This is a genomic window from Plantactinospora sp. CA-294935, from assembly GCF_050936445.1.
Taxonomy (GTDB): domain Bacteria; phylum Actinomycetota; class Actinomycetes; order Mycobacteriales; family Micromonosporaceae; genus Plantactinospora.
The window spans coordinates 2,182,419-2,206,654 of the sequence record NZ_JBNJMU010000001.1; the positions used below are offsets into that span (position 1 = coordinate 2,182,419).

General features: G+C 72.6%; 21 protein-coding genes and 1 pseudogene. 13 read left to right on the forward strand and 9 right to left on the reverse strand.

Annotation, left to right across the window (positions count from 1 at the left end):
• Positions 1 to 125: 125 nt before the first annotated feature.
• The 4 genes and pseudogenes from pyrE (at position 126) to ACQEVC_RS09850 (ending at position 2,142) form a co-directional block, all read left to right on the forward strand.
• Entirely contained in the window at positions 126 to 665 is a 540-nt protein-coding gene (gene pyrE / locus ACQEVC_RS09835; RefSeq protein WP_318398966.1) for an orotate phosphoribosyltransferase, read from the forward strand.
• 57 nt (positions 666 to 722) lie between these two features.
• Entirely contained in the window at positions 723 to 1,100 is a 378-nt protein-coding gene (locus tag ACQEVC_RS09840; RefSeq protein WP_007073957.1) for an ArsR/SmtB family transcription factor, read from the forward strand.
• 94 nt (positions 1,101 to 1,194) lie between these two features.
• Positions 1,195 to 1,398 (forward strand): annotated as a pseudogene (locus tag ACQEVC_RS09845) (class II aldolase/adducin family protein); the annotation flags it as partial.
• Positions 1,399 to 1,710: 312 nt separating this feature from the next.
• A complete protein-coding gene (locus ACQEVC_RS09850; RefSeq protein ID WP_432891239.1) occupies positions 1,711 to 2,142 on the forward strand; it encodes a class II aldolase/adducin family protein in 432 nt (143 codons plus the stop codon).
• Between the two features lie 59 nt (positions 2,143 to 2,201).
• On the opposite strand, the gene ACQEVC_RS09855 is transcribed toward ACQEVC_RS09850, so the two are convergent.
• The 4 genes from ACQEVC_RS09855 to ACQEVC_RS09870 form a co-directional block, all read right to left on the reverse strand.
• Positions 2,202 to 2,915, reverse strand: a complete 714-nt coding sequence (locus ACQEVC_RS09855; protein ID WP_432875412.1) for a DedA family protein — start codon at positions 2,913 to 2,915, stop codon at positions 2,202 to 2,204.
• A 208-nt stretch (positions 2,916 to 3,123) separates the two neighbouring features.
• Entirely contained in the window at positions 3,124 to 5,733 is a 2,610-nt protein-coding gene (locus tag ACQEVC_RS09860; protein ID WP_432875415.1) for a polynucleotide kinase-phosphatase, read from the reverse strand.
• On the reverse strand, positions 5,730 to 7,313 hold the full coding sequence (locus ACQEVC_RS09865; RefSeq protein WP_432875418.1) for a 3' terminal RNA ribose 2'-O-methyltransferase Hen1: 1,584 nt from the start codon (positions 7,311 to 7,313) through the stop codon (positions 5,730 to 5,732). The genes ACQEVC_RS09860 and ACQEVC_RS09865 overlap by 4 nt, the downstream gene beginning before the upstream one ends.
• 198 nt (positions 7,314 to 7,511) lie before the next feature.
• Positions 7,512 to 9,080 (reverse strand): LPXTG cell wall anchor domain-containing protein, encoded by a 1,569-nt coding sequence (locus ACQEVC_RS09870; protein WP_432875420.1) that lies wholly within the window; start codon positions 9,078 to 9,080, stop codon positions 7,512 to 7,514.
• 193 nt (positions 9,081 to 9,273) lie between these two features.
• Here ACQEVC_RS09870 and ACQEVC_RS09875 point away from each other — a divergent pair, with 193 nt between their 5' ends.
• The 3 genes from ACQEVC_RS09875 to ACQEVC_RS09885 all read left to right on the forward strand — a co-directional run bounded on the left by ACQEVC_RS09875 (position 9,274) and on the right by ACQEVC_RS09885 (position 12,748).
• Complete coding sequence (locus ACQEVC_RS09875) at positions 9,274 to 9,753, forward strand: SigE family RNA polymerase sigma factor (RefSeq protein ID WP_318399087.1); 480 nt, start codon at positions 9,274 to 9,276, stop codon at positions 9,751 to 9,753.
• Between the two features lie 2 nt (positions 9,754 to 9,755).
• Positions 9,756 to 10,904 (forward strand): LCP family protein, encoded by a 1,149-nt coding sequence (locus ACQEVC_RS09880; protein WP_432875423.1) that lies wholly within the window; start codon positions 9,756 to 9,758, stop codon positions 10,902 to 10,904.
• A 269-nt stretch (positions 10,905 to 11,173) separates the two neighbouring features.
• Positions 11,174 to 12,748, forward strand: coding sequence for a glycosyltransferase family 4 protein (locus ACQEVC_RS09885; RefSeq protein ID WP_432891243.1), 1,575 nt, complete (start codon positions 11,174 to 11,176; stop codon positions 12,746 to 12,748).
• Here the strand turns inward: ACQEVC_RS09885 and ACQEVC_RS09890 are convergent.
• Positions 12,739 to 12,954, reverse strand: a complete 216-nt coding sequence (locus tag ACQEVC_RS09890; protein WP_432875426.1) for a hypothetical protein — start codon at positions 12,952 to 12,954, stop codon at positions 12,739 to 12,741. The two genes, ACQEVC_RS09885 and ACQEVC_RS09890, sit on opposite strands and share 10 nt — an antisense overlap.
• A gap of 135 nt (positions 12,955 to 13,089) precedes the next feature.
• On the opposite strand from ACQEVC_RS09890, the gene ACQEVC_RS09895 reads away from it, so the two are divergent.
• Together ACQEVC_RS09895 and fbaA are read left to right on the forward strand one after the other, a co-directional pair.
• A complete protein-coding gene (locus ACQEVC_RS09895; protein WP_432875429.1) occupies positions 13,090 to 13,470 on the forward strand; it encodes a phage holin family protein in 381 nt (126 codons plus the stop codon).
• A gap of 221 nt (positions 13,471 to 13,691) precedes the next feature.
• A complete protein-coding gene (fbaA, locus tag ACQEVC_RS09900; RefSeq protein ID WP_432875433.1) occupies positions 13,692 to 14,720 on the forward strand; it encodes a class II fructose-bisphosphate aldolase in 1,029 nt (342 codons plus the stop codon).
• A gap of 90 nt (positions 14,721 to 14,810) precedes the next feature.
• On the opposite strand, the gene ACQEVC_RS09905 is transcribed toward fbaA, so the two are convergent.
• Positions 14,811 to 16,043 (reverse strand): LOG family protein, encoded by a 1,233-nt coding sequence (locus tag ACQEVC_RS09905; protein ID WP_432875436.1) that lies wholly within the window; start codon positions 16,041 to 16,043, stop codon positions 14,811 to 14,813.
• 305 nt (positions 16,044 to 16,348) lie between these two features.
• On the opposite strand from ACQEVC_RS09905, the gene ACQEVC_RS09910 reads away from it, so the two are divergent.
• Entirely contained in the window at positions 16,349 to 16,777 is a 429-nt protein-coding gene (locus tag ACQEVC_RS09910; protein ID WP_432875438.1) for a DUF3151 domain-containing protein, read from the forward strand.
• A gap of 33 nt (positions 16,778 to 16,810) precedes the next feature.
• Here the strand turns inward: ACQEVC_RS09910 and ACQEVC_RS09915 are convergent, their stop codons facing one another.
• Entirely contained in the window at positions 16,811 to 17,257 is a 447-nt protein-coding gene (locus tag ACQEVC_RS09915) for an NUDIX hydrolase (RefSeq protein WP_432875441.1), read from the reverse strand.
• Between the two features lie 186 nt (positions 17,258 to 17,443).
• On the opposite strand from ACQEVC_RS09915, the gene ACQEVC_RS09920 reads away from it, so the two are divergent.
• From ACQEVC_RS09920 to ACQEVC_RS09930, 3 genes are all read left to right on the forward strand, one after another.
• Entirely contained in the window at positions 17,444 to 18,898 is a 1,455-nt protein-coding gene (locus ACQEVC_RS09920; RefSeq protein WP_432875444.1) for a helix-turn-helix domain-containing protein, read from the forward strand.
• Positions 18,899 to 18,933: 35 nt separating this feature from the next.
• Entirely contained in the window at positions 18,934 to 19,800 is an 867-nt protein-coding gene (locus ACQEVC_RS09925) for a PfkB family carbohydrate kinase (RefSeq protein ID WP_432875447.1), read from the forward strand.
• Between the two features lie 269 nt (positions 19,801 to 20,069).
• Complete coding sequence (locus tag ACQEVC_RS09930; RefSeq protein ID WP_432875450.1) at positions 20,070 to 20,387, forward strand: hypothetical protein; 318 nt, start codon at positions 20,070 to 20,072, stop codon at positions 20,385 to 20,387.
• Here ACQEVC_RS09930 and ACQEVC_RS09935 read toward each other — a convergent pair.
• Together ACQEVC_RS09935 and ACQEVC_RS09940 are read right to left on the reverse strand one after the other, a co-directional pair.
• On the reverse strand, positions 20,353 to 22,179 hold the full coding sequence (locus ACQEVC_RS09935; protein ID WP_432891246.1) for a chromosome partitioning protein: 1,827 nt from the start codon (positions 22,177 to 22,179) through the stop codon (positions 20,353 to 20,355). The two genes, ACQEVC_RS09930 and ACQEVC_RS09935, sit on opposite strands and share 35 nt — an antisense overlap.
• 1,033 nt (positions 22,180 to 23,212) lie before the next feature.
• Positions 23,213 to 24,208 (reverse strand): hypothetical protein, encoded by a 996-nt coding sequence (locus tag ACQEVC_RS09940; RefSeq protein ID WP_432875453.1) that lies wholly within the window; start codon positions 24,206 to 24,208, stop codon positions 23,213 to 23,215.
• Positions 24,209 to 24,236 lie beyond the last annotated feature (28 nt).

Here is a 24,236-nt window from a genome sequence, read left to right on the forward strand (position 1 = left end):
AGGCAAGATTCAGTGCGGAGAGTAGCCGATTTTTCGGCCCATCGGCCACCGTCAGACCGACGCGAACGGCCCTCCCGCCGGGTCGGCCATTCGGCTCTCACCTTGGCGCAGTACCCTTACCGGCCATGGGGGACCACGACGACCTGCGTAAATTCATCACTGACCTTGCCGTCGTGCACGGTCGGGTGGTGCTGTCCTCTGGTCGTGAGGCGGACTGGTACGTCGATCTGCGGCGCGTGACCCTGCATCACGCGGCGGCACCGTTGGTCGGCCGGATCATGCTCAGCCTCACGGCGGACTGGGATTACGACGCGGTTGGCGGCCTGACGTTGGGTGCGGACCCGATCGCCGTCTCGATGCTGCACGCCGCCTCGGCGACGTCGCGTCGACTCGACGCTTTCGTGGTGCGCAAGGCCGGCAAGACGCACGGGTTGCAGCGCCGGATCGAGGGTCCGGAGGTGAGTGGTCGCCGGGTGTTGGCGGTGGAGGACACCTCCACCACGGGAAGCAGCGTGCTGACCGCAGTGGAGGCGTTACGGGAGGCCGGAGCCGAGGTCGTGGGCGTGGCGGTTATTGTTGATCGTGGTGCGGGCGACGCCGTACGAGCCGCCGGATTGCCATACCGGGCAGCCTATACGTTGGCTGACCTCGGCCTAGTGGCCTAAAAGTTTGCCGATTCGGATCTGCTGATATGCAGGCGGGTCGATGCTGCTGGTGGAAGGATGGAATACGTGGGAACTGCGTTGGCCGAAATGACTATGCCTCAGATCTCGCCGCTTGCCGGCGAGCCGATCGAGCGCGCCGACGCTGAGCGGCTGGCAGGGGTCCTCAAGGCCCTTGCCGACCCCGCTCGGCTTCGGCTGCTCAGCCTGATCCAGTCGGCACCGGAGGGCGAAGCGTGCGTGTGTGATCTCACCGCGCCGCTTGGTCTCTCCCAGCCGACGGTCAGCCACCACCTCCGTATCCTCACCGAAGCCGGCTTGCTGGAGCGGGAGAAGCGGGGCGTGTGGGCTTACTACCGCCTGGTGCCGACGGCGATCGCCACGATCGCCGATCTGCTGACCCCGCCGCGTAAGCGGGCCACCAAGAAGGCCCGCTGAATCAGTGGCCGGCCCGTCTGGTGTCCGCCCTGTGTAGGACGGCGCCAGACGGTCCAACCGCTGCTGACGCGGTGGGGCGGGGCGGGCTTCCGGCGTGAACTATCTCCAGGGAGACCTGCGAGATCAGCTCGCGTACGTCGGGCAGGACGTCGTCCGGACCGGTCTCGTGGTCGGTTCCGGCGGCAACCTGTCCGCCCGGTTGCCCGACGGCGATTCCTGCTGGGTGACCGCTGGCGGCACCTGGCTGGATCGGCTTGACCGTCCATCCTTCGTCCGAGTGCGCATCCCGGATGGTTCCGTCCTTACGGACTATCCGGCTCACTCAGACGTTTCGCTCCGCCCTGGGGAGCCGGCCGCCGACGGTGGCTCGGCACAGCCGAGCCGGCTCGCCGGACAGGCCCTCCAGGACGGTGCCGCCCTCCCGGACGGTACGACGCTGCCCGTACCCCGGGGTCCGGACGCAGCCTCGGACGCCGGTGGTGCCTCCGCGTCCGTCGGTGCGCCCGCTATCGGCGCTGCCCCGACGCGGCATTCCGCGCTCCCGCACGCCCAGGGCGCTGGCGGCCCGTCGCGTGCGGAGACCGCAGGCGGCCCGACGAGGCCGGCGGTCGTGCCGACCAGCGAGGTCGAGCTGCACCTCGCCACCTATCGGGCCCGGCCGGACGTGAACGCGATCGTGCACCTGCACCCGCAGACCGTGCTGCTGCTCGACGCCCTCGGCGAAGAGATCCGGCTGGTCACCACCGACCACGGCTTCTATCTGCGCCGGGTCACCCGGGTGCCGTTCCGGCTGCCCGGCACCACCGAACTGGCCGAGTTGGCCGCCGACGCGACCCGGGACGGCACCAACTGTCTGGTGTTGAGCCGGCACGGCTGCTCGGTGCTGGCCGACAGCGTGGAGCTGGCACACAAGCGGGCCGCCAACCTTGAGGAGGCGGCCCGGCTGACGTACCAGGCGCTCGCCGCCGGCCGGCTCGCCGAGCTGCCGAAGCTGCCCGCCGAGTTCCTGGCCCGGATCGAGGGCGGCGCCACCAGCGTCTGAGCCGGATTCCTCGCCTGGGTAGACGACGGCGCGACCAGCGTGTGAGTTCCTGGCCCGGCCTAGTAGCCCTGGCGGTGCCGCTGCGCCTCCTGGGCCGCGTGTTCCAGCTCGGCCCGCTCGGCCGGGGTGGTGCCGCGCCGGGCGGCCATCCGGGCCCGGAGCAGCTCGATGACGATCGGGATGACCGAGACGACGACGATGGCGATCAGGATCAGCTCGATGTTCGTCTTGACGAACGGGATCTGGCCGAGGAAGAAGCCGAGCACCGTGACCCCGGTGCCCCAGAGGATGCCGCCGATCACGTTGTAGACCACGAACGTGCGGTACCGCATCCCGCTGACCCCGGCGACGATCGGGGTGAAGGTACGGACGATCGGCACGAACCGGGCCAGTACCACCGATCGGGCGCCGTACTTCTCGAAGAACTCATGCGCCTTGATCAGGTTTTCCTGCTTGAACAGCCGCGAGTTGGGGCGGCGGAACAGCGCGGGACCGACCTTCTTGCCGAACGCGTATCCGACCTGGTCGCCGGCGATCGCCGCGATCGTGATCAGCAGGCAGACCAGCCACAGCGGGTAGGTGATGTATTCACCGTCGGCGGTCAACAGACCGGCGGTGAACAGCAACGAGTCGCCGGGCAGGAAGAAGCCGATCAGCAGCCCGGACTCGGCGAAGACGATGGCCAGGATGCCGAGCAGCCCGAAGGTGGAGATCAACCACTCCGGATCCAGCCAATCCGGACCCAGGGCCAGCGTGGTGGTAGGCGTCGGCACGAGGAGACCTCCGGAACTCTCGGCATGGCGCGGTGAAGGGTCCGCCAGCATGGTGGCGGGTACCACAGCAGTCTAGGCGGACGTTCCCGGCAGCCGCCGCGCGATGCCGCCCGCCGGGCCGTACCCGATCGGACGCCGACGGCGGTTTCTGGACGAGCGCCCTGGTCGGCGCCGGAATGACCGGACGCCGACCAGGGCGGGGACGGCCCTAGAGTCGCGGATCGACCGGTTCCGACTCGCAGGCGAGGATCGCGAAGACCAGCTCGTGCCGCCGCCACAGCGGGGCGCCGTCGGCCAGCCGGTCCAGCGCGGCCAGGCCGAGTCCGTGCTCGCGCAGGGCCAGCCCGCGCTTGCGGCCCAGCGACCGCTGCCGGAGAACGGCCAACTGGTCCGGTTCGGCGTACTCCGGGCCGTAGATGATCCGCAGGTACTCCCGGCCCCGGCACTTCAGGCCCGGCTGGAGCAGCCGGCCCTCGGCGTCCCGGGCACCGAGCCCGGCGTACGGCTTCACCACCATCCCCTCGCCGCCGGCCCCGGTCAGCTCCAGCCACCAGTCCGTCGCCGCCTTCTCCGCGACGGAGTCGCCGAGGTCCACCACCCGGCGCCGGGTCGGGGTGAACAGCTCCGGATCGGCGCCGTGCAGCCGGTCGGCCAGGGCCAGGTGCCAGCCGTGGTCCCGGCCGGCGTGCGAGGCGCCCTCGGTGGCGAGTACGGCGAACGGCGCCAGGGTCACCCCGGCAAGGCCGTCGGTCGGCCGCACGTAGCTCCGGTACGCCTCGGTGTAGCGGTCGAGGTCGGTCGCGCGGCGGGCCATCCGGTCCCGCAGGTCGGCGACCGGCAGGTCCCGCCCGGCGGCCCGGTCCAGCGCGTCCAGCACGGCCGGCAGTGCGGCCCGGCCCGCCGCACCGACCGGGGCGTACTGCTCCCGGATCAGCCCGCCGGCCTTGGCCGACCAGGGCAGCAGTTCACAGTCGAGCAACAGCCAGTCGGTGTCGAGTTCGGCCCACAGCCCGGCACCGCCGACGGCGGCGCGTACCCGGGCCAGCAGCGCCCGGTCGAGCCTGCCGCCGAAGAACGGCCGCCCGGTGCGGGTGTAGACCACCCCGTCGCCCGGCCCGAACCGGCCCGCGCCGGCCGCTGCCGCCGGATCGACCTCGTCCCGGCAGACCAGCACCACCGCCCGGGACCCCATGTGCTTCTCCTCGCAGACCACCCGGTCGACCCCGGCCCGCCGGTAGTCCTCGAACGCCTGCGCGGGATGCTCCAGGAAGCCCTCGACGGTCGAGGTGGAGCAGGGTGCCATGGTCGGCGGCAGCCAGGGCAGCCAGCGCGGATCGACGGCGAACCGGCTCATCACCTCCAGCGCCGCGGCGGCGTTCTCGGCCGGTACGGTCACCGTGCCGTAGCCGTAGTCGAGGTGCCGGCGCCCGGTGACGTCCCGCAGGTCCAGCCCGAGGTCGTCCCGCTCGGCGGCTCCGGGCCGGCCGGTGCTGCCGGACGAGGCCTCCGCCGCCCCCGACGGCAGCGCAGCCGGCGTCGAGGTCAGCGGCCGGGCCGGCCGGTAGTACTCCTTCGCCGCCGGCACCGCGACGAGTTCCCGGCTCGGGTAGCGCAGCGCGGTCAACGCGCCGCCGAAGACACAGCCGGTGTCGATGCAGATGGTGTTGTTGACCCACTCGGGGGCCGGGGTGGGGGTGTGGCCGTAGACGACCATCGCCGAGCCGCGGTAGTCCCGGGCCCACGGGTAGCGCACCGGCAGGCCGTACTCGTCGGTCTCGCCGGTGGTCTCGCCGAAGAGCGCGAACGCCCGGACCCGGCCGGACGCCCGACCCTGGTATTCGGCCTTGAGACCGGCGTGCGCGACCACCAGCCGGCCGCCGTCCAGTACGTAGTGGCTGACCAGGCCGTCGACGAACGCGGCGATCTCGGCGACGAACCCGGGTTCCTCGCCGTCGAGCTGGGCCAGCGTCTCGGCCAGGCCGTGCGACACCGTGACGTTGCGGCCGCGCAGCTTGCGCAGCAGCTTCTGCTCGTGGTTGCCGGGCACGCAGAGCGCGGTGCCGGCACCGACCATCCCCATCACCAGCCGGAGTACGCCGGGCGAGTCCGGCCCGCGGTCGACCAGGTCACCCACGAAGATCGCGGTACGACCCTCCGGGTGCGTCGCGTTCACCGGCCGCCCGCTCCCGTCGCGGTGCAGCGTCCAGCCGAGCCGGAGCAGCAGCGCCTCCAACTCGGCCCGGCAGCCGTGCACGTCGCCGATGATGTCGAACGGTCCGGTCAGCTCCCTGCGGTCGTTGAACAGCTTCTCGTAGCGGATCTCGGCGGCCTCGATCTCCTCGACGCCGCGCAGCACGTGCACCTTGCGGAAGCCCTCCCGCTCCAGCCGCCCGACACTGCGCCGCAGGTCCCGCTGCATCCGGCCGAGCACCTGCCGGCCGAACGTCCGGTCCGGGCGGGCCTGCGTACGCTCCCAGCAGAGCGGCTCGGGCACGTCCAGCACGATCGCCACCGGCAGTACGTCGTGTTCCCGGGCGACGGTGACCAGCCCGGCCCGGGCGTGCTGCTGGAGGTTGGTGGCGTCCACCACGGTCAGCCGACCGGCGCGCAGCCGCTTTCCGGCGACGTGGTGCAGGACCTCGAATGCGTCGCCCGAGGCGGACTGGTCGTTCTCGTCGTCGGCCACCATCGCCCGGAAGGTGTCCGAGCAGAGCACCTGGGTCGGCGCGAAGTGCCGGCGGGCGAAGGTCGACTTGCCCGAACCGGAGACGCCGACCAGGGCCACCAGGGCCAGTTCGGGAATGTCCAGCGTGCTCATCGGGCGTCTCCTCCGTCACCAACGGTGCTGTCACCGGTCGTACTCGTGCTGGTCGTGCGGTCGGTGCCGGCCGTCGGCGGTGCCGTGCCGGGCGGAGAGGTCGGTGTACCTCCCGACGGCGCGGTGCGGGCGAAGACCGCGAGCTGGGTCGGGCTGCCCACCTCGGGGTCGTCGGCGCCGACGCCGCTGATCGTGACCGCGTAGCCGTAGCTGGCGCCGACCGCGTCGGCCCAGTCCGCGAACTCGGCCCGGGTCCACTCGAACCGGTGGTCGGTGTGCCGGAACGCACCGGCGGCCAGGCCCGGATACCGCACGTTGTACTCGACGTTCGGGGTGGTCACGACCACCGTCTCCGGTCGGGCGTGCCCGAAGACGGCTGCCTCCAGCGCGGGTAGGCGCGGCGGGTCGAGGTGCTCGACCACCTCCATCAGCACGGCGGCGTCGTACCCGCGCAGCCGGTCGTCCCGGTAGGTCAGCGCGGACTGCCACAGCTTGATCCGGTCGCGCTGCCGGGGTGGCAGCCGGTCCAGCCGCAGCCGTCGCTGCGCGATCGCCAGCGTCCGGGACGAGACGTCGGTGCCGACGATCTCGGTGTACCGGCGATTCTTCACCAGCTCGGTCAGGAGCGCGCCGCCACCGCAGCCGAGGTCGAGCACCCGGGCGGCGCCGGAGCGGTCCAGCGCGTCGAGTACGGCGGCCCGGCGCAGCGCCGCGAGCGGCTGCCGGTCGACGGTGGCCGGCAGCCCGGCCTCCTCGTCCGCACCGCCGTCGGGCGCCTCCACGATGGTGTCCGGGTCGCCCGGCTCGTCCGCGAGCCGCTGCTCCGCCAGCCGGGCCAGCGCGGCGCCGGCCAGGGCCCGCCGGTGGGCCAGGTAGCGGCGGGTGATCAGCCCTCGTTCCGGATGTTCCGCCAGCCAGCCGGCGCCGGCCCGGAGCAGCTTGTCGATCTCGTCCGGCGCGACCCAGTAGTGCTTGGCGTCGTCCAGCACCGGCAGCAGTACGTACAGGTGGTTGAGGGCGTCGGCGAGCCGCAGCGTGCCGGTCAGGGTGAGGTCGACGTACCGGCTGTCGCCCCAGTCGGGCTGGGTCGGGTCCAGCGGGATCGGGGTGGCGTTCACCGTCCAGCCCAGCGGGGCGAAGAGCCTGCCGGCCAGCTCGGCCCCGCCCCGGCAACGCAGTGCGGGCACCCGCAGTTCCAGCGGGATCGGGGTGGCGGCCAGCTCGGGCCGGTCCTTCGAGTTCCCGCGCAGCGCCGAGCGGAACACAGTGGACAGTGCCGATGAGAGCAGGCTGGAGGCGGCGTACCCGCGGTCGTTGACGTACTGGCCGAGGGTGAAGCCGTCCGGCGTCGGGTTGCCGCCCCGGCCGGCCCTTCCCCGCCGCCCCCGACCGCCCTGCAGCGCTAGCGGGTCGATGTCGAGCAGCAGGGCGGCGGTGCAACGTTCGGCGCCGGCCTCCGGGTACACCACGTACGCCGTACCGGTGGGCATCTCGAAGGTGTGCACCCGGTCGGGGTGCTTCACGAGCAGGTAGCCCAGGTCGGTGGCTGGCTGGTGGGTGGTGGTCACGGTGATCAACACGTCGACCATGCTGACAGTTCCCCGACCACCCGTCGCGTCGATTACCACCGCCGGCACCGACCGCGACACGCCGACCGAGGTCCCGCCGGCCGGAACGGCGGCCACGCGCCACCGCACTGGAACCGCCCGACACGGCGACACCCCGCCGACCCGTACCCGGGCCGACGGGGTGTCGGTGGTGCTGGTGTCCGGTGGAGGTCAGACGACGAACCGGGTCCGGCGGCGCCGGGCCAGGACGAAGCCGAAGACGCCCGCCGCGAGCAGCAGAAGACCGACCGCGGCGACGATGCCGGTCGACGCGCCGGTAACCGGCAGACCTCCGCCGCCGCCACCCTCCTCGGTCGCGTTCACCAGGATCTTCGCCTCGTCGTTGGACCCGTCGAGGTCACTGTGCCGGCCCTCGCACGGGCAGTCGATGTTGATCTCGATGCTGCCGGTGGCGTTCGGCACGACGTTGTCGATGCGCAGCTTGAACTCGAACGCGTGCTGGTCACCCACCTTGATGAAGGACTCCGAGTAGCAGTGGTACGCCGGGGCGCCGGTCTTGCCGAACTGCTCCCAGTCGCCGCTGCCGTCGCTGTCGCGCGGGCTGCAGTTCTCCGGTACGCCGACCGCGGTGGTCCCGGTCGGGACCGTGACGTGCACGTTGGTGAAGGAGCCGCCACCCCGGGTCGCGTCGATGGTCGCCGGACCCTCGTTGCGGAGCCCGAGCTTGGCGGTCACCACGTCGCCGGCCTCGCCGGTCAGGGTGGCGCCGATCGCGGAGAGGTCGGCACCGTTCTTGCCGGTGACCTCGAGCGCGACGCTCGACCAGTTGTTCTCCGGGTCGGTGTCGGCCTGCCGGCCCTGGGCCTGAACGCCACCGGCCTGAGTCAGGTCCAGCTCACCGTCGGTGCCGGGCTTGCCCAGGTCGGTGACGCCCCGGTGGGCCAGGTAGGCGACGTAGTCCTCGAACTCGGCGGTGGTCATCCAGACGATCTCGCCGTACGCGCCGCCGGGCGCCTCGGTGTCCGCGCCGATGGTGTACGGCAGCGTGGCGCTGTAGGAGCCGCCCGGTGCGAGCGCCTCGTCGAACTTGCAGGTGAGCAGGTCCTGGTCGGCGTACGTGCAGTTGCTGAACCGGGTCGTCGAGCGGAAGGCGTAGTCGTTGTAGAAGACCGCGACCGCACCCTGGATGGTGGTCTCGCCGTCGTTGGCCACGGTCAGCGGCGTGCTGATCTTGCCGCCCGGCTTGCCGCTCCTGGTCAGCTCGTCACCCGCGGCCAGGTCGACACCCTCGCCGACCCGGATCTTCGCGGTGTGCGTGACGGTGTCGACGCCGGCCGCGCTGACCGAGACCTTCAGGTCGCCCTCGTCACCGTCCTCGGCCTCCTCGGTCGGCGCGAGGACCACCCAGGCCACCCCGGCGAGGCCATCCTCGTAAACGTCGATGGGGTACGGAATCGTGCAGGTCAGCGCGGTGGCGCCCGAGGGGGTACAGTCGCCGAACTCCTCTTCCTCCTCGGCGACCTTCACCTTGCCGGCCAGATCGGCGAAGTCGTACCGAATGGTCAGCTCGTGCAGGGTCAGCGGTCCGGAGGTGGAGTACAGCACCGGCGACTCGATCTTGCCGGCGCTGCCGGCCGCGATCGTCGTGTCGGCGAAAAAGACGTCCAGTTCTCCGGCCGGTGCGCCGGCGGTGGCCGGGCCGGCGGCGGTGGCGGTGGCGACGAGCGCACCGGCTACGCCGACCCCGGCCAGCCAGCGCCGCGCGGTCGTGAATCGCATCGAGGGGTTCCTCCCGTGAAGAGCGGGTGCAGCCTGCCGTAACGGGTCAGGTGCAGCCTGCGGAGCTTAAGGGCTCCTTAGCTGACGGCGCTGTCCTGGATGGAGAGGTTCGGCCGAACGGCTGAGTTGTAAGTCAGGCAATCTTCCTGTCCCACGCTTCCGTCTATAGGGGAGGAGAGGCCCGGAGGTGCCCGTGACGTACGAGGAGTTCGCCGACTCCAGACTCACCGCGCTGCTGCGCTACGCGGTGATGCTGACCGGCGATCCCCATCTCGCCCAGGATCTCGTGCAGGAGACGATGGTGCGGGTTCAGCTCAACTGGCGGCGGGTGGCCCGGGCCGACGCACCCGAACGGTACGTACGCCGGATGCTGACCAACCAGTACCTCGACTGGCAGCGCGGCTCCTGGGTACGGCGGGTGCTACTGCGCGCGGAGCCCGACGAGGCCCTCGCCGTACGCGTCGACCACGCCGAGACCACCGTGGAGCGGGACCAGGTGTGGAACTGGCTGTCCCGGCTGCCACGCCGGCAGCGGGCCGCACTGGTGCTCCGCTACTACGAGGACCTGCCGGACGCCGAGATCGCCGAGGTGCTCGGCTGCGCGGTCGGGACCGTCCGGTCGGCAATTTCGCGCGCCCTCGCCACCCTACGTGCCGAATTCGTGGAGGCCTGAGAATGAGCGACGACGACATTCTGGTGTTCGACGACTCGCCGGGGCCGGACGAGTCGGGTGCCGGCCCGGATCCACGGCTGGTCGAGCAGGAGTTGCGGGCGGCGTTCGTCCGGTACGAGTCGCTGACCCCGGAGGCCGGGCCGCTGCGCGCGGCGATCGACCGTCGGGTGGTACGCCGACGACGCCGCCGGCGCGCCGCCCAGGTCGCCGGGGTCGCCCTCGCCATGCTCGGCGTGCTCGCGGTGCCGACGTTCGGTCGTACCGTGGGGGTGCCGCCGGTGCCGGAGGTCGCCGCGCCGCCGCTCGCGGCCCGGCCGACCGGCCCGGTCGAGCCGCTGAACTTCCTCGTCCTCGGTGTCGACGGCGGGGACGGCCGGAGCAACGGCCACCGCGCGGACACCGTGCTGCTGGTGCACGTGCCGGCGGACCGGAGCCGGCTCTATCTCGTCTCGGTGCCCCGGGACCTCGGCGTCGAGGTGCCCGGGCACGGCTTCGGAAAGCTCAGTGCCGCGTTCTACCTCGGCAGTCACCGGCCGGGGAGCCGGCCCGACCTGGCGGCCGGCGCCGCGCTGACCGAGCGGACGGTCAGCGCGCTGACCGGGATCCGGTTCGACGCGACCGCGACGCTGACCTACGCCGGACTGCGCCAGCTCACCGACGCGGTCGGCGGGGTCCGGGTGTGCCTGCCGGAGCAGGTGCGGTCCCACCACACCGCCCGGGTCTTCCCGGCCGGCTGCCAGCAGCTCGACGGCGCCGCCGCGCAGGACCTGCTGCGCCAGCGGTACCGGCTGGACCAGGGGGCGCACGACCGGGACCGCAACGGCCAGCGGTTCGCCGAGGCGCTGCTGCACGAGGTCACCGATCCGGCCGACGGGCTCGATCCGGTCCGGGTCGCGGAGATCGTCCGGGCGCTCGGCCGGAACCTCACCCTCGACCTCGACGGGATGACCCCGCAGGAACTGTTCGGCGCGCTGCGGACGGTGGCCGCGGCGGACGCGGTGGGGATCGGCTGGACGTACCACCCGGACCGTGGACCGGTGGGCGAGGTCGAGAGCCTGGACCCGGCCCAGAGCCGCAGCCTGTTCGACGCGTTCCGTCGGGACGCCCTGGCCGAATGGGTCGGCAAGCACCCGGAACGGGTCACCCGGTGAACCCTTTCCACCTCGGTGAACCTTTTTCAACCCTGAATTGCGCGGCGCCCGTGCGATAGGGCCGGACCGCAGCGGGAAGGTGGAAAGGTTCACCGGCCCGGCCCGGCTGGTTCCTGTCGCGCGCTGTTCATCTCCGCGTCATGTGGCCCCGCCCTGGTTGCCGAGGTTGGCCCGTACACTCGCCGGGTCCGTGGGGCGGTGCGTGGGACGGAGCCGAGATGACGCCTGACGATGCCGGGGCAGGCCGCCACTCGCCGGGCCGGATCGTCATGCTGGTCGACAACGGCGTCAACGGGGACTCCCGGGTGCAGAAGCAGGCCCGGTCGGCGGCGGACGCCGGCTGGGAGGTGATCCTGCTCGGCCGGTCGCCGACCATGGCGCCGCAGAGCTGGCAGCTCGGCCGGGCGCAGGTCCGGCTGCTGCCGATGCCGGAGCCGCTGTTCCGCAAGCGTCACCAGTACCGGCGCGCCTGGCTGCGCTGGCCGCTCGGCTACCCGCCGAACGGGATCGCCGAACACCGGGCCCAACAGGTCGCCGCCTGGCGGGCGGACCTGCGGTTCCGGGGCGCCCAGCTCGAACTGGCCGCCCGGGCGGGCCGGCGCGACCGTGCGGCGGAACTCTGGCTCCGGTTCCGGCTGGTGCTGGCCGCCCTGGCCGGCCGCTGGGTCTGGGTCCGGACGAAGATGCACAACCGGGGCCTCTACGGCCGTCGCTACCGCAACCCGTGGGACCGCGCGTACACGCTGTTCTGGCAGTTGACCATGGGCGACGGGGCCTGGCGCCGGCTCGAACCGGGACTCTGGGACTACGAGCTGGCGTACGGGCCGGTGGTCGACGAGCTGGCGCCGGACCTGATCCACGCCAACGACTTCCGGATGGTCGGGGTGGGTGCCCGGGCCAAGATCAGGGCGCAGGCCGCCGGCCGGCCGGTCAAGCTGGTCTGGGACGCCCACGAGTTCCTGCCGGGCATCCGGCCGTGGCAGCCGCACATCCGCTGGCTGCCCGCCATGCGGGCGCACGAGCGCGAGTACGCCCCGTACGCCGACGCCGTGGTCACCGTCTCCGACGCGCTCGCCGACCTGCTCCGCGCGGAGCACCACCTCGACGAGCAGCCGGCGGTGGTGCTGAACGCGCCCGCCGCCGAGCACGCCCCGGGCGGGGCGGACGGGGGCGTTCCGGACCTGCGGCAGCGCTGCGGGGTCGGGCCCGACGTTCCGCTGGTGGTCTACAGCGGCAGCGCCGCCGAGCAGCGTGGCCTGCGTACCATGGTCGACGCCCTGCCCGAGCTGCCCGGGGTGCACACCGCGCTGGTGGTGAACCCCGACCTCCAGTACGTGCGCAAGCTCGTCGCGCGCGCCCACCGGATCGGTGTCGCCGACCGGGTGCACGTGCTGCCGTACGTCGAGCACTGGCAGGTGGTGCCGTTCCTGTCCGGAGCGGACGTCGGGGCGATCCCGATCCACCACTGGCCCAACCACGAGATCGCGCTGATCACCAAGTTCTTCGAGTACGCGCACGCCCGGCTGCCGCTGGTGGTCAGCGATGTGAAGACGATGGCCGGTACGGTCCGGTCGACCGGGCAGGGCGAGGTCTTCCGGGCCCGGGACGTCGCCGACTACGCCCGGGCGGTCCGGGCGGTACTGGCAGACCGGGAGCGTTACCGGGCCGCGTACGACCGGCCGGGACTGCTGGAAGGTTGGACCTGGGCGGCCCAGGCCGAGATCCTCACCGGGATCTACCGCCGGCTGCTCTCCGGCGCGCCCGAACCGGCGGGAACTCCCGCCCGGCCGTTGACGGTGGCGGGACGTCCGGACGGGCTACCGGTGCCGGCGGCTCAGCGGTAGTCGTCGTCCTCGGTGCCGACGACCTGGGCCTGCTCCAGGGCGTCCCAGTCGTTGACCTCCAGCCCGGTCCGCACGGCCGGCTGCTCCTCGTTGTTCGGGTTCGCGACCGTCGCCTGCTCCACGGCGTCCGCGGCCGGCGCCTCCGGGTCGCGCTCGTCCGGGGTCAGGTGGTCGCCGGGAGCGAAGTCCTCGTCGGGCTGGCCCATGTCTACTCCTGCCGATTGGTGCCGCTGGTTCCACCGTACGGGCTGATCGGGTGGTCCGTACCCGGAGCACCGTGCCCGGTCCCGGAGCGGGCTAAACCGCCCGTCCGGGTCCGGAACGCGTGCCACGATGAGGCGGTGGGCTTCCTGATCAGGCTGGTGATCGGTGCGTTGGCGCTGTGGATCACCAGCCTGGTGGTGCCCGGTATCGAGCTGACCGGGGGGTCCGCCGGAGAGAACGCGCTCACCGTACTCGTCGTGGCGTTCATCTTCGGGGTGGTCAACGCGGTGCTCAAGCCGATCATCCACGTCGTCGGCTGCGTCTTCTACGTGCTGACGCTGGGACTCTTCGCGCTGGTCGTCAACGCGCTGCTCTTCCTGCTCACGGACTGGATCGCGCACGTGTTCGACCTACCGTTCGAAATCGACGGCTTCTGGCCGGCCTTCTACGGGGCGATCGTGATGGCGGTGGTGAGCTGGCTGATCGGTGTCGTGTGGCCGGGCCGGTCCGAACGCTGAGCCGGGGCCGGGTGGGTTGAATTGGCGCGAGCGGACTACGGGATACTTCGGGGCGGAGGACAGCGCGGTCCGGGCGCACCCATCGAGTCTTTTCCCACCTGAACCGCGCGGCGCCCGCGCATCGACCCTCAGCCGCGACCACCGGCCGCGAGGGGAGGTGGGAAGAGATCATCCAGACAGCGGCCGAGCAGGCCGAGAGCGGTTAGTAAGGAGCGTTTCACATGCCCATCGCTTCCCCCGAGGTCTACGCCGAGATGCTGGACCGCGCCAAGGCGGGCCGGTATGCGTACCCGGCGATCAACGTGACGTCCTCGCAGACGCTGAACGCGGCGCTGCGCGGCTTCGCCGACGCGGAGAGCGACGGCATCATCCAGGTCTCCACCGGCGGCGCGGAGTACCTCTCCGGCCCGACGGTGAAGAACATGGTGACCGGTGCGGTGGCCTTCGCCGCGTACGCCCGCGAGGTGGCCAAGAACTACCCGGTCAACATCGCGCTGCACACCGACCACTGCCCGAAGGACAAGCTCGACAAGTTCGTCCGCCCGCTGATGGCGATCTCCAAGGAGCGGGTGGCCCGGGGCGAGGAGCCGCTGTTCCAGTCGCACATGTGGGACGGCTCCGCCGTACCGGTCGGGGAGAACCTGGAGATCGCGTCGCAGTTGCTCGACGAGGCGGCGGCCGGGCACATCGTGCTGGAGATCGAGGTCGGCGTGGTCGGCGGCGAGGAGGACGGTGTCGAGAACGCGATCAACGAGAAGCTCTACACCACCGTCGAGGACGGCATCGCCATGGTCGACGCGCTCGGCCTCGGTGAGAAGGGCCGCTACATGGCGGCACTGACCTTCGGCAACGTGCACGGCGTCTACAAGCCCGGCAACGTCAAGCTCCGCCCGGAGATCCTCAACGAGATCCAGCAGGCGGTCGGCGCCAAGTACAACAAGGGCGACAAGCCGCTCAGCCTGGTCTTCCACGGCGGCTCCGGCTCGCTGCTGGAGGAGATCCGCGAGGCGCTCGACTACGGCGTGGTGAAGATGAACATCGACACCGACACGCAGTACACCTTCACCCGGCCGGTGGCGGACCACATGTTCCGCAACTACGACGGCGTGCTCAAGGTCGACGGCGAGGTCGGCAACAAGAAGATGTACGACCCCCGGGTGTGGGGCAAGGCGGCCGAGGCGGGCATGGCGCAGCGGGTCGTCGAGGCGTGCGAGCACCTGCGCTCGACCGGTACGACGCTGGCCAAGTAGTTCCGGCAGTCCACCCCGGCGGCGGGTGGGGCCACGGTCGCCGATCCCGGCACCGGCCAGGCCCACCCGCCCCGGGCGGGGTCGCCCCCGTTACGGCGTGGCGGTGAGCAGCCGGACGGCCTCGTGTACGTCGTCGGTGATGTGCACCGAACGGGCCAGGTCACCGGCGGGCGCGAGGGCCAGCAGCGGGCGCAGCAGCGCCTCGATCGGCAGGGTCCGGGTCCAGAACGCGCTGTCCAGGAAGACGTACGGCCCGCTGTCGCCGTCGGTGCCGTAGAACGTCTTGGTGGCCGCCTGGAACACCTCCTGCACGGTGCCGGCCCGACCGGCGGCGAAGACGATGCCGCCCCGGGCCAGCCGGAGGATGGTGTCCTCCCGGATCGCGTTGGAGAAATACTTGGCGATCCGGCCGGCGAAGAGGTTCGCCGGCTCGTGCCCGTACAGCCAGGTGGGGATGGCGAGCCCACCGCGCCGGGCCCAGCCGTCCGGGTCGGCGCCCCGCTTGCCGTTGCCGTTGCCGTTGCGGGCCTGCGGTACCGCCGGTTCGTACCGGGCCCGCACCCGGAGCGCGGCGGCCGTGTAGGGGTCGTGGTCGGTGAAGTCCGGCGCGGTGGCCAACAGGTCGATCGCCGAGCTGAGGTCGGTCGCCGGGCGTTCGGAGAGGTAGGCGCCCAGGTTCGCCGCCTCCATCACCCCCGGGCCGCCGCCGGTCACCACCAGCCGGCCGGCCCGGGCCAGTTCCCAGCCGAGCGTCGCGGCCAGCCGGTACGCCGAGGTGCCGCGCGGCACCGCGTGCCCGCCCATCACCCCGACCACGGAAGCCGGGCCGTGCCGGGCCAGCCAGGTGCGGGTGGCGTCGGCCAGCGCGTTGTCGACGGCGTGGTCGTGCAGCCGCTGGGCCAGTGCCTCCCGCAGCTCCGGCAGCGCACCGCCATGACTGCGGAAGTGCTCGTAGACCACGGTGTCGTACATCCCGGCGAAGCCGCCGGTGTCGAACCCGGCGGCCAGCTCCCCGGCGGTGTAGAGCCGGGACGGGTGCGTCGGGTACGGCAGCGCCGCGAAGTCGGGTACCACGGTCGCCCCGCGCCGGACCAGCTCCGCCTCCACCTCCCGGGAGACGAACCGGCACCCCGCGAAGAGGGTGCCGGTCAGGTCGACCGCGGTCAGGTCCGGCACCGGGTCGAGATCCAGCCGGAGACCCTGCACGGTCAGCCCGGCGAGGCTGCCGCTCCGGAGGTGGAGATCCAGTTCGGCGCGCGACTCGATTTCGTCGGCGGTGTCGTCGTGCGGTTCGAGCACGTCGGCGGGGGGCGGGGTGGGCACCCCGCCATCTTGCCCCGACCCGGCAACCGGCTTGCGCCGGACCCCACGGCGGGCTCGGGGCGGGCTCGTGGCGGGCCGAAACGGTAAGCCGAGCACAGGGCGGCAGCAAACCGGCGAGAGCCCGGCGACACCAGGTCGCCGGGCTCTCTGTTACCGGGTCCTGGGGAGGCTCCGGATCTCTATTTGTAGTCCAGTGCCGCCCGAACCGCACCGGCCGCACGCGTGACGGATCCCTCAGCCGTTCAGTCATCCGACGTGACACACCCCGCTCGCCGGAGCCGGTGACGGCCGGGTTGAATGGTCCGATGCAGAACCTCTTGCCCGAACCGCCGGCCACCCTGCTTCCCGCAGACGACGCCGCCGAGGCCGCGCTCGCCGCCGCCCGGGCGGCGGACACCGACGAGGCGTACGCCTCGGCCGCCGCGCAGCACCCGACGTTCAGCGCGGCCTGGGCGGCCCTGGCCGCGCGGGCGCTCGGCTCCGATCAGGTCGTCGCCGCCTACGCGTACGCGCGCACCGGCTATCACCGGGGTCTGGACCAGCTCCGCCGCAGCGGCTGGAAGGGCCACGGTCCGGTGCCGTGGAGCCACGTGCCGAACCAGGGTTTCCTGCGCTGCCTGCACGTGCTGTCCCGGGCGGCCGGCGAGATCGGCGAGTCCGACGAGGCGGCCCGCTGCGCGCAGTTCCTCCGCGACTGTGATCCGGCCGCCGGCGACGCCCTCTCCGGCACCTGACCCACAGCCGGGGCGGTGGACGCTCCGGAGCGGCTACGACCAGCCGTCGAGCCGGAAGGTGTCACCGGCCCGATAGGCGGCCACCGCCACGCGGCTGTGGCTGTAGGTGTTGCTCGGCAGCAGCTCTGCCGGCGTCCATTGGATCTTGGCGCACTTGTGCGGTTCAGCGTTGACCGGCTCGTCGTGTCGCTCGGGTTCGTATGCGGCGGTGAAGACAAGACCGATCCGGCCCTGTCCGCCGGGGCTGCGGTGGTGCACGGTCACCGCCAGCCGCACCTCCGCCGGATCGAGGTGCATCCCGATCTCCTCCCTTGCCTCCCGGATGACGGCACTGCGGGCGTCCTCGCCGGCCTCCAACTTGCCGCTGGGCAGGTTCCACTGCCCGTCCGCGTACCCGGTGCCGTCGCGGAGCGCGAGCAGCACATGATCGCTGTGGGTGAGGATGAGTAGTACATCGACCGGATGAGTCGGCGCCGCCATCCGTCGACGGTAGGCGCGCGTACCCGGCCGATCCGAGCGGCTCGCCGTGTCATAACTCTGGTGGCTGCGGAGGCGGCTGGCAGATGGTACGACTCGACTGGCGGCGCTGCGCGACGTCCGCACACTTGCGGAGTCTGCGAAAATCCAGTGACGTGCCGATCACGATCCGGATTGGCGGTGCCACCGATGACCACGCCGGAACAGGTGGCCGAGGCGCAGCGAGACCTCGGCCGGCAACTCTCCGCCTGGCGTAAGGCCGCCGGGCTGACCCAGGCCGGATTCGGCCCGCGGATCGGCTACTCGCGGAGCGCCGTCGCGAACATAGAGACGGGCCGGGAACAGGCACCACAGAGCTTCTGGGAGGCTGCCGACCGGGGCCTGTCGGCCGGCGGGGCGCTGCTGGCGGGCTATCGGCAGGTGGCGGAGTTGGAGCGGCGATACAAGACGGGTCTCGCCCGGGCCCGCGAACGGCAACGTGCGGCCAGGATGGCCGGTTTGTTGCCGCCGACCGACGAGCAGCCAGGCAACGGTGCGAGCATTCCGGCATCGGGATCGGAATGGATGTCGCTACCGATGCCCGACGCCTCCGTCTGTGAGCCGTCCGAGGCAGGCATGATCGACGGCGAAACCGTTACTCTGACGGTCGTGTCGGACGGACCTGCACGGGCATTCAGGGTCAGCCGTCGCGCCCTGTTGGAGCTGACAGCCGGTGCCGTCACGACCTCGGCATCGACCGTCCTCGGCGTCGCCGTGCCACGAACGGTCGACCCGGCCGTGGTCAGCCACTTCGCGGCGCTGCGCGCACTTCTCGTACGGGCTGACAACCGACTCGGCGGACTGAGCATCTTGTCGACGGTGCAGCAACAGATCGCAATCATTGCGGAGTTGCGCAGGAAAGCCCGGGGAGGCCTGCGTGATCAACTGCTGAGTACGGAGGCGAGCTGGCATGAGTTCGGTGGCTGGCTCAACGACGACCTCGGGAATCGGGAGGCGGGAGCCCGCCTGCTGGATCGTGCGGTGAGCATGGCGCAGGAGTCTGACGACCGGGAACTCTGCGCGTACGTGCTGGCCCGGAAGGCGCAACGCGCGATCGGCACCGACGACGAGGACCGGGTGATCGGGCTGGGTCGGGCTGCGGCGCGTACCAGTGGCGCACCGGCGCCGGTGCGGGCGTTCGCCGCCGTCCTGTACGCCCGGGGCAACGCCATCGGCGGTGACCGTCACGGCTTCCAGGCCGCTCTCCATCAGGCCCGTTGCCTTGTCGAGCAAGGCAGCACCGACGGCGATGCGTTCGGCTCCTTCTGCACCTCCGCGTACCTCTCGGCGAACGAGGGCGAAGGCTGGTTGCGGTTGAACGATCCGCGCCGCGCCGTCGCCAGCCTCACCGCGGCGATCCGTGAGTGGCCCGCCGGTTACCAACGGGAGCGTGGCCGCTACCTGGCCCGGACGGCGCACGCTTATTTGGCGGCTGCGGAACCCGACCAGGCTGCCACGGTCGGAGCTGCTGCCCTGGCACTGGCCGACAGGACCGGATCGGCCCGTATCCGCCAGGAGATCTCCGCGCTCGGAAGCCACCTGGGAGCGTTCCGCGCACGACCGGCGGTCAAGGACCTGCTCGACCAGTTGGCCGTCCGGCCGTGACCGGCCGCCGGCCTGACGACTCGCGGTCGGCGGCTGTGGACGTGCTCGTCGTGGGGCGTGCCAACGTCGACATCACGGTACGGATACCCCACCGTCCGACGCCCGGTCGTACGGCATTTGGCTCGCCGGTGCTGACCACCGCTGGCGGTAAGGGGCTCAACCAGGCGGTTGCCGCCGCTCGCGCGGGCGCCCGGGTCGCCCTGCTCGCGAACGCCGGCGCGGACGACTGGGGCCGTCTCCTGATCAGAACGCTCCGGCAAGCCCCGGTGGAGCAGTCCTGCTTCCAACTCCTTTCCTCAGCCCGGACCGGCGTGGCGATCGTCGAGGTCACGCCCGACGGGGAGAGCTACGTGGTGCTGGCACTCTCTCCGGAGACCGAACTGACCGGGCAGCACGTGCGGACCCGCTTCCGGCGGGTGAGTCCGTCTGTCGTGGTGACACAGCTCGACCTGCGGCCGGAGGCCGTTGACGCGGTCCTGCGGGAGCAGCGCGCCCGGCTGCTCATCGGCAATCTCGTACCGCACCCGGACATCGGGCCGGCGGTCTTCGCCGGGCTCGACGTCTTCGTCGCCAACGAACATGAGGCGGCGGCGATCCTCGGTCGGCGCGACGACGATCCGGTCGTACTGGCATGCGAGCTACGCGCCCTGGGCCCCCGTACGTCGGTGGTGACCGCCGGGGCACGCGGTGCCGCCTACGCCTCCGACGACGGCACGGGGTTGATCGACGCCCGGCGGGTGTCCGTGGTCGACACCAGCGGTGCTGGGGACGCCTTCCTGGGTGCCCTGGCGGCGCGGCTCGCGGAAGGACATCCGCTGCCAGCGGCGGTGACCGACGCGGTGACCGCCGGAGCGATGGCGGTGCAGGTCGACGGGCCGGATCTTCGACCAGCCGAGCGGTGACGCCGGATAGTCGTACGCCGGTGTCTGCGATGCGGTCGCGGCCTCGGTCGCCAGATTGTCGGCGGCCGCGGTCGGCAGTTCCCGACAACGCCCCGGTCCGGATTGACTGCCGGTAAGCCCTCCGATCGGCAAGTCGGGCGGCGAACTGCTGGTCGGGATCGGTGCCCGCGCCCTCCGAGGCGCCGGTCCCGACCCTCGGTCCGGATGCGGCGGTCGGCGCCCGAAGAGACCCGGCCGCCGCGTCCCGTGTCCAGGACGGGAGGAGGACGGTGTCCAGAAGATGGTGGCCCCGGCGGCGCGGCCAGGACGTGCGGGTGGTCGACGCGGTCGGGCCGGCGACGGCGTACCCGAACCAGCGGGGCGGTTACGCTCCCGGCGCGGCTCCGACCGAAGCCGTCGACGCGGCTCGTGTCGGGGCACCCGGCCCGGCTCCGCTCGCCCAACCGGATCGGGTGAACCGGGTCGCCTGGAACCTGCCGGCCCGGTTCGACGGCCGGCCCGTGCTCGGGTACGGGCACCGCCGCCCGCTGATCCTGTTGGCGTCCAGGCTGGTCAGAGCCCTTCGGCCACCGAAGCCGCGATCTTGAGCCAGGCGTCCCGGGTCGCGGACGAGAGCTGGGCGTACCGGATCGGCTCGCCGGTGTCGATCAACCGCTCGTACGGGGCCAGCAGTACCGCCCTGGTGCGGGCGGCGAAGTGCCGCTGGATCGCCGGCAGGTCGATCTCCTTGCGGGACGGTGGCATGGAGACCACCGTGACCGCCTGGCGGACCAGCCGCTGCCGGCCGCTCTGCTCCAGGTGGTCGAGCATCCGGGCGGCCGTCTCGGCGGAGTCGTTCCGGGCCGACATGGTCACCACGAGCTGGTCGGTGGCGTCGATCGCCGCCTGCCAGTTCTGGGCCCGGACGTTGTTCCCGGTGTCCACGAAGATCAACTTGTAGAACCGGCTGACCACCTCGCGGATCTCCGCGAAGGCGGCGGCGGTGAGCATCTCGCCGCCGGTCGCCGACTCGTCCGAGGCGAGGACGTCGAACATGCCCTCGCTCTGCGACCGTACGTACTGCGACAGGTCACCGACCCGGCCGCCGTGCGCCCCCTTGAACTGGTACAGGTCGCGCAGCATGTCCCGCACCGTGCGGGAGTGGAAGTCCTGCTGGGCCCGCATCCCCAGGGTGCCCTGGGTCTCGTTGTTGTCCCAGGCCAGCACGTACCCGCCGCGCTTCTGCCCGAAGGTCATCGCCAGCAGCAGGATCGCCACCGTCTTGCCGGCACCGCCCTTGGGGTTGACGACCGTCACCTGCCGGAGCCCGCCGAAGTTGCGGCGGATCATCTCGATGTCCTGCTTGATCTCCTGCTCGTGCCGTCCCGGAGCGAGCTTCACCAGCCCCAGGGTGGTCTTGTTGACCGCGGCGCGTACCCCCATCTGTGCGATCGGGTCGGCGGGGCGTACCGCCCGGCGCCGGGCGAAGTCCTCGGCGGTGGGCGTGCCGGAGTCCGGCGTCCAGAGCGGATCGGGGTAGGCGTTCGCCGGTTGTGGCGGCACCCGTTGCACCCCGGCCGACTCGGCGTACGGCTGCTGCGGCACCTCGGTCACCCCGGGGTGCGGCGGGACCGGGGGCACCGGCGGCGGCGCCCAGCCGGACTGCGGGCCGGGTACCGGCGGGGGCGGATAGCTCGGATAGCCGGGCTGGCTCGGATAACCGGGCGGACCGGGCTGGTCCGCCGGCTGCGGCGGGTACGCCGGGTGCCCCGGAGGAGGTGGCGGCTGCGGCGGGCCCGGCGGCGGATAGGCCGACACCGGACGCGCCGCCGCCGAGTACGGGCCCGGCGTGATCGTGGGCGGATACGGGCCGACCGGCGGAGCCGATCCGGTCGCCGGGTCGGGACCGGGGCCGGAGACCGGCTGCACCGGGACCGGCTGCGGAGGCACCGGCGGTGGCGGGACCGGTTGTGCTGCCACCGGTGCCGCCGCGCCCTGCTGCGGGCCGAGCGGTCGCTGCGGCGGCTGCGCCCACGGTGACTCGGCGGGCGGCCGGGCTGGGCCGCCGTCCGGCTGGGACCGGCTGGTGGCCGGCAGCGTCGCCCGGCCCCGGGCCGGTTCGGCGGACCGGGCGGATTCCCGCTGCTCGGCCGGCTCGGCCTCCGGCTGCGCCACGCCGGCCTCGGCCGCCCCGGCACCGCTGCCCTGGCTGGTCGCCGACCCGCTCTGCGCGGGACCGGACGAGGACTGGGCCGCCCCGGCGCCTCCGCCCGCCGCCCCGCTCACCGGAATCGCGCCGCTGGTCGAAGCTGCCCCGCTGGTCGGGGTCGCGCCGCTGGTCGAAGCCGTCCCGCTGGTCGGGGTCGCGCCGCTGGTCGGAGTGGATCCGTTCGTCGGAATGGTGCCGCTGGTCGAGTTCGCCCCGCCGCCCGGGGCGGCGCCGCCGGTCGGGACGGCCGGGTTCGCCCCGCTCGCCGGCCCGACCGTCGCCTTGCCCGCGGTCGGGCTCACCGTCGCCTTGCCGGCGGTCGGAGAGGCGGACGCCTTGCCTGCGGTCGGGCTCATCGGGCTGACGGTCGCCTTGCCGGCGGTGGGGCTCACACTCGCCTTGCCGGCGGCCCGAGGATCGGCCGTACCGGTGCCGCCGGTGCGCTCCTCGCCGGTCGCCGGCCGGTCCGGGGATCCCGGCCGGGTCCGGCCGGCCGCCTCCGGGTCACCGGTGTTCTCCGGCCGGCCGGAGGTGTCGGGGCGGCGGATGTCGCCGGTACCCACCGAGGCCCGGCCATGGTTGCCCGGGACGACCGTGGGCCAGACCCGGGTCGGCGAGTGCACCGGATCCACCGCCGGGCCGGTGCTCGGGACCGGACCGGGCGGTGGCGGCGCCGGCACGGGCGGTGCCGGTGGGTGCACGGGCGGTGCCGGTGGGTGCACGGGCGGTGCCGGTGGGTGCACGGGCGGTGCCGGCGGGTGCACCGGTACGGCGGTCACCGGCGGGACCGGCGGCTGCGGAACGGGTGGCCCGGGCGGGATCGGCACCGGGGAGAAGGTGGGCGGTACGGCCGGGACCGGGGGCATCGGGATCGGGGGTGGCGGAGCGGGAACCGCAGGTGGCGGAGTGCCCTGGTAGGGCTGGTGCGCGACGGGCTGCGGCACCCCGGCCATCGGGCCCGGTGGGGTCGCGTCCGGTGGCGGTGGCGGCGTCGGCGCCCAACTGATCGGATTGGACTCGTCACGGGGCTCGGCGACGATCTCGTCCGGCGGCCACAGCGGCTCGGCCTCCTGCGGCGCCGCCGGCACCTGGCCCGGCACGTACACCCGGTCTCCATGATTGTTCACCACGGCCTAGCTACCTCCCTCCCACACCCGAGGATATGCCCGCCGATCGGCCTCGGGCCGGGCACGGAGGTCCCCACGTACAGCCTTCCACAACAGATCAGTGGTCGTACACCGCCCATGCCCCCGGCTCGATCCACCACGATCGCTTGCGGGTCAGTGTGCCCGTTACCCCGTCGTCCAGGAACGGAACCTCCGGATCGCGGGGCGTGACCGCGACCGCACGACCCCGGGCCCGGCGCACCTCGAGGCGTACCGTCCGGCGGCCCCAGCGGGTCCGGGCGGCCACCGGTACGGCCACCGCGACCTCGACCGCGCCGTCGGCCGGGTCCGCTGTGGACAGCAGGCGTACCCCGCCGAGTTCGGCGTAGCCGCCTGCGTTGCCGATCGCACAGGCGAACAGCGGATCGTCGCCGGCCGACAGCACGGTGTCGTCGACCTCCACCCGGCCACGCCAGGCCAACGGGGTGCCGGCGTCGTTGGCGGCACCGAGCAGCGCCCCGTCCAGGGTGACCGAGCCGCCGTCGTTGCGGAGCAGGTCGAGGCGGCGTACCCGACCGTCGAGTACGGCCGCGGCGACCGCCGCCGGTTCGCGGGGCAGGCCGAGTTGCCCGGCGAGGTCCCGGGGCGGCTCGGACGCCGTCGACCGGCTCGGGTCCAGCGGCAGTACGCCGATCGCCGGCAGGTCCGGCACGGTCCGGTTGTCGGCGAGGTCGGCCGGACGGCGGCTGGGCGGCGGGGCGTACCGGCGGACCAGCCGACGCATGACGGCGCGTAGCTGCGCGTCACTCGCTGTAGCGATCACGAGTCGGGTCTTGCCGTCCGGATCGGGCCAGTCGAGCCCGTCCGGTCGGGGCGGACCGTCCAGCCGGGCCAGCACCGCGTCGATCTCCCGATCCGACCGGGCGGTCACGGTCTCGACCCGGGCGCCGCGCTCGGTGATCGCGTCCGCGCAGGCCAGTACGGGTACCCGTGGGGTGTCCGCGCAGTCCGCCCGGTCGGGTGCCGCACCGGACGAACAGCAGTCGCCGCCCGCGCCACAGCCCGCCGGGTCGTCCTCCCCCGGGGCGAGGGTGAGCAGTACCACGTCGTACACCGGGAGTCGCCTCCTGCCGCCAGCCGGC

What these genes read in the sequence shown, in the direction of transcription:
- pyrE (WP_318398966.1), top strand. Translation starts at nt 126, where the DNA reads ATGGGGGACCACGACGACCTGCGTAAATTCATCACTGACCTTGCCGTC.
- ACQEVC_RS09880 (WP_432875423.1), top strand. Translation starts at nt 9,756, where the DNA reads ATGAGCGACGACGACATTCTGGTGTTCGACGACTCGCCGGGGCCGGAC.
- ACQEVC_RS09840 (WP_007073957.1), top strand. Translation starts at nt 723, where the DNA reads ATGGAATACGTGGGAACTGCGTTGGCCGAAATGACTATGCCTCAGATC.
- ACQEVC_RS09910 (WP_432875438.1), top strand. Translation starts at nt 16,349, where the DNA reads ATGCAGAACCTCTTGCCCGAACCGCCGGCCACCCTGCTTCCCGCAGAC.
- ACQEVC_RS09870 (WP_432875420.1), bottom strand. Translation starts at nt 9,080, where the DNA reads ATGCGATTCACGACCGCGCGGCGCTGGCTGGCCGGGGTCGGCGTAGCC.
- fbaA (WP_432875433.1), top strand. Translation starts at nt 13,692, where the DNA reads ATGCCCATCGCTTCCCCCGAGGTCTACGCCGAGATGCTGGACCGCGCC.
- ACQEVC_RS09860 (WP_432875415.1), bottom strand. Translation starts at nt 5,733, where the DNA reads ATGAGCACGCTGGACATTCCCGAACTGGCCCTGGTGGCCCTGGTCGGC.
- ACQEVC_RS09915 (WP_432875441.1), bottom strand. Translation starts at nt 17,257, where the DNA reads ATGGCGGCGCCGACTCATCCGGTCGATGTACTACTCATCCTCACCCAC.
- ACQEVC_RS09885 (WP_432891243.1), top strand. Translation starts at nt 11,174, where the DNA reads ATGCTGGTCGACAACGGCGTCAACGGGGACTCCCGGGTGCAGAAGCAG.
- ACQEVC_RS09920 (WP_432875444.1), top strand. Translation starts at nt 17,444, where the DNA reads ATGACCACGCCGGAACAGGTGGCCGAGGCGCAGCGAGACCTCGGCCGG.
- ACQEVC_RS09890 (WP_432875426.1), bottom strand. Translation starts at nt 12,954, where the DNA reads ATGGGCCAGCCCGACGAGGACTTCGCTCCCGGCGACCACCTGACCCCG.